Source organism: Hyella patelloides LEGE 07179 (assembly GCF_900659865.1).
Classification (GTDB): domain Bacteria; phylum Cyanobacteriota; class Cyanobacteriia; order Cyanobacteriales; family Xenococcaceae; genus Hyella; species Hyella patelloides.
Window position 1 is genome coordinate 1 of record NZ_LR214157.1, and the last position, 4,494, is coordinate 4,494.

At 50.1% G+C, this 4,494-nt stretch carries 2 tRNA genes and 2 rRNA genes; all 4 read left to right on the plus strand.

Annotated elements, in window-relative coordinates:
• The first annotated feature begins 261 nt into the window (after positions 1-261).
• Positions 262-1,751 (plus strand): 16S ribosomal RNA (locus H1P_RS31235).
• Between the two features lie 161 nt (positions 1,752-1,912).
• Positions 1,913-1,989: transfer RNA gene (locus H1P_RS31240), tRNA-Ile, on the plus strand.
• A gap of 158 nt (positions 1,990-2,147) precedes the next feature.
• Positions 2,148-2,223, plus strand: a tRNA-Ala gene (locus tag H1P_RS31245).
• Between the two features lie 185 nt (positions 2,224-2,408).
• Positions 2,409-4,494: ribosomal RNA gene (locus H1P_RS31250) — 23S ribosomal RNA — on the plus strand; the annotation flags it as partial.

The following is a 4,494-nucleotide window of genomic DNA, read 5'->3' on the forward strand; positions in this document are numbered from 1 at the left end:
AAATTTCTCAAAAAAAGGGGTTGACTTTAGAAAATGAAAACCCTATATTGGTAAATGCGCGGTTGAGGGAAAACAAGCCCCGACAACGCTCAGAACCTAGACAAATCAATAGTTTGAAGACTTAAAACACAGCCGAAATACCTGGTTGAAAAACATCAAAAAAGAAGTTACTTCAAGTAACAAATCCTGAAAATAATTAGGATAACTCAAAGAAGAACGGAACGAAAGTGGCAATTATTGAGCGTCACAAGTAGAAAGTTCACCATGGAGAGTTTGATCCTGGCTCAGAATGAACGCTGGCGGTATGCTTAACACATGCAAGTCGAACGAATTCTTCGGAATGAGTGGCGGACGGGTGAGTAACGCGTGAGAACCTGCCTTCAGGATGGGGACAACAGTTGGAAACGACTGCTAATACCCAATAAGCCGCAAGGTAAAAGATTTATCGCCTGAAGAGGGGCTCGCGTCCGATTAGCTAGTTGGTGAGGTAAAGGCTTACCAAGGCAGCGATCGGTAGCTGGTCTGAGAGGACGAGCAGCCACACTGGGACTGAGACACGGCCCAGACTCCTACGGGAGGCAGCAGTGGGGAATTTTCCGCAATGGGCGCAAGCCTGACGGAGCAATACCGCGTGAGGGAGGAAGGCTTTTGGGTTGTAAACCTCTTTTCTCAAGGAAGAAGACCTGACGGTACTTGAGGAATCAGCATCGGCTAACTCCGTGCCAGCAGCCGCGGTAATACGGAGGATGCAAGCGTTATTCGGAATTATTGGGCGTAAAGCGTCCGCAGGTGGTGCCTCAAGTCTGCTGTCAAAGACCGAAGCTTAACTTCGGGCAGGCAGTGGAAACTGAAGCACTAGAGTACGGTAGGGGTAGAGGGAATTTCCAGTGTAGCGGTGAAATGCGTAGAGATTGGAAAGAACACCAGTGGCGAAGGCGCTCTACTGGACCGTAACTGACACTCAGGGACGAAAGCTAGGGTAGCGAAAGGGATTAGATACCCCTGTAGTCTTAGCTGTAAACGATGGATACTAGGCGTTGCTTGTATCGACCCGAGCAGTGCCGTAGCCAACGCGTTAAGTATCCCGCCTGGGGAGTACGCACGCAAGTGTGAAACTCAAAGGAATTGACGGGGGCCCGCACAAGCGGTGGAGTATGTGGTTTAATTCGATGCAACGCGAAGAACCTTACCAGGGCTTGACATCCCACGAATTCTGGGGAAACTCAGAAGTGCCTTCGGGAACGTGGAGACAGGTGGTGCATGGCTGTCGTCAGCTCGTGTCGTGAGATGTTGGGTTAAGTCCCGCAACGAGCGCAACCCTCGTCCTTAGTTGCCATCATTAAGTTGGGCACTTTAGGGAGACTGCCGGTGACAAACCGGAGGAAGGTGGGGATGACGTCAAGTCAGCATGCCCCTTACGCTCTGGGCTACACACGTACTACAATGGTCAGGACAAAGGGCAGCCAACTCGCGAGAGTGAGCGAATCTCATCAAACCTGGCCACAGTTCAGATTGCAGGCTGCAACTCGCCTGCATGAAGGAGGAATCGCTAGTAATCGCAGGTCAGCATACTGCGGTGAATCCGTTCCCGGGCCTTGTACACACCGCCCGTCACACCATGGAAGCTGGCCACGCCCGAAGTCGTTACCCTAACCCTTTTTGGGAGGGGGATGCCGAAGGCAGGGCTGGTGACTGGGGTGAAGTCGTAACAAGGTAGCCGTACCGGAAGGTGTGGCTGGATCACCTCCTTAAAAGGGAGACCTTCTTAACCCTTCAAGACAGTCAAAAAGTAGCTTGAAGAGTCTAGACAATCCCAAGGTCGCACAGGTATTGAAAGCTCATAATTAGCAATAATTAAAAGTGGCAAGTCTTCAAACTAGAGATTAGGTTCGATTCTCCAAACCGAAAGCAAGGGCTATTAGCTCAGGTGGTTAGAGCGCACCCCTGATAAGGGTGAGGTCCCTGGTTCAAGTCCAGGATGGCCCACCACAATTAAAAGGATCAGTAATGAAGGCGGAAGGATGAGGAAAAGTCATCGTGAAGCATCGAAGCTAGTTCGGAAAATTGAGAAGAAGGAGAGAGAAAGCTGGAAAAAGGAAGTAAAAAGTCCTTAATCCTTATCCCTCATAATTCATCCTTAAAAGTATGGGGGTATAGCTCAGCTGGTAGAGCGCCTGCTTTGCAAGCAGGATGTCAGCGGTTCAAGTCCGCTTACCTCCACCACAAGAAGAAGACCTGCTTTGTCAGCCCCAGAAATCAGAGAGCTAAAATCAGCATCATCAGAAGCCCCAAAGCCAGACTGAGAATGCTGAGTTTTAAACTCAGTAAGAACCTTGAAAACTGCATAAAGAAAGAAAAGTCAACTGTAAAACAAGTAACTAAGTCAAAAGTAGTCCTCAAAAATAGCAGGTCAAGCTACAAAGGGCTAATGGTGGATACCTAGGTACGCAGAGGCGAAGAAGGACGTGGCGACCGACGATACGCTTCGGGGAGCTGGAAGCAAGCATTGAACCGAAGGTTTCCGAATGGGGCAACCCAATTGAACGACCTACTGAATATATAGGTAGGAACGAGCCAACCCAGCCAACTGAAACATCTTAGTAGCTGGAGGAAAAAAAAGCAACAGCGATTTCCCTAGTAGCGGCGAGCGAAGCGGAAACAGCCTAAACCATCAGCTGCGGTTGATGGGGTAGTGGGACAGTAACGTGGAAAACAGGAAGTTAGACGAAGCATTTGAAAGATGCACCAGAGAAGGTGAAAGTCCTGTAATCGAAAACCGAAAGTGACCTAACTGAATCCCGAGTAGCACGGAGCCCGAGAAATTCCGTGTGAATCAGCGAGGACCACCTCGTAAGGCTAAATACTACTGCGTAACCAATAGCGAACAAGTACCGCGAGGGAAAGGTGAAAAGAACCCCGGAGAGGGGAGTGAAATAGAACATGAAACCATTAGCCTACAAGCAATGGGAGGACGATTTAACGTCTAACCGTGTGCCTGTTGAAGAATGAGCCGGCGACTTACAAGCTGTGGCAGGTTAAGGGAGAAACCCGAAGCCAAAGTGAAAGCGAGCCTGAAAAGGGCGTTGTCAAGTCACAGTTTGTAGACCCGAACCCAGGTGATCTAACCATGTCCAGGATGAAGCTTAGGTAAAGCTAAGTGGAGGTCCGAACCGACTAGCGTTGAAAAGCTAGCGGATGAGGTGTGGTTAGGGGTGAAATGCCAATCGAACCTGGAGCTAGCTGGTTCTCCCCGAAATGTGTTTAGGCACAGCGGTTGAGCAACTTACGAGGGGGTAAAGCACTGTTTCGCTGCGGGCTGCGAGAGCGGTACCAAAGTGAGACAAACTCAGAATACCTCGTAAAAGGCAACCAGTCAGACGGTGGGGGATAAGCTTCATCGTCGAAAGGGAAACAGCCCAGACCACCAGCTAAGGTCCCCAAATGAATGCTCAGTGATAAAGGAGGTGGGAGTGCATCGACAACCAGGAGGTTTGCCTAGAAGCAGCAATCCTTGAAAGAGTGCGTAATAGCTCACTGGTCAAGCGCTCCTGCGCCGAAAATGAACGGGGCTAAGCATTCTACCGAAGCTGTGGACTTGTAGAGATACAAGTGGTAGGGGAGCGTTCTGTATAGGGTGAAGCACTAGCGGTGAGCAGGTGTGGACAGTACAGAAGTGAGAATGTCGGCTTAAGTAGCGAAAATATATGTGAGAATCATATACCCCGAAAGCCCAAGGGTTTCTTCGGAAGGCTCGTCCGCGAAGAGTTAGTCGGGACCTAAGGCGAGGCCGAAAGGCGTAGTCGATGGAGACAGGGTTAATATTCCCTGACTAAGCTGTGGGAGTTATCACAGGGACGCATGAAAAATCACCACACCCTAAATGGATTGGGAGTTCTCTACGGAGAGCGAGTGGCAAATCTAGTGCCCAGAAAAGCTGTGATAGTGTTGAAAGCAGAATACCCGTACCCGAAACCGACACAGGTGGGCAAGTTGAGTATACTAAGGGGCGCGAGATAACTCTCTCTAAGGAACTCGGCAAAATGACCCCGTAACTTTGGGAGAAGGGGTGCCACCGAGAGGTGGTCGCAGTGAAGAGGCCCAAGCGACTGTTTACCAAAAACATAGGTCTCTGCCAACTCGAAAGAGGATGTATAGGGGCTGACGCCTGCCCAGTGCTGGAAGGTTAAGGAAGTTGGTCAGAATCGAGAGATTTGAAGCTAACGACCGAAGCCCCAGTGAACGGCGGCCGTAACTATAACGGTCCTAAGGTAGCGAAATTCCTTGTCGGGTAAGTTCCGACCCGCACGAAAGGCGTAACGATTTGGGCACTGTCTCGGAGAGAGGCTCGGCGAAATAGGATTGTCTGTGAAGATACGGACTACCTGCACTTGGACAGAAAGACCCTATGAAGCTTTACTGTAGCTTGGAATTGTGTTCGGGCTTCGCTTGCGCAGGATAGGTGGGAGGCGATGAAATAACCCTTGTGGGGGTTAT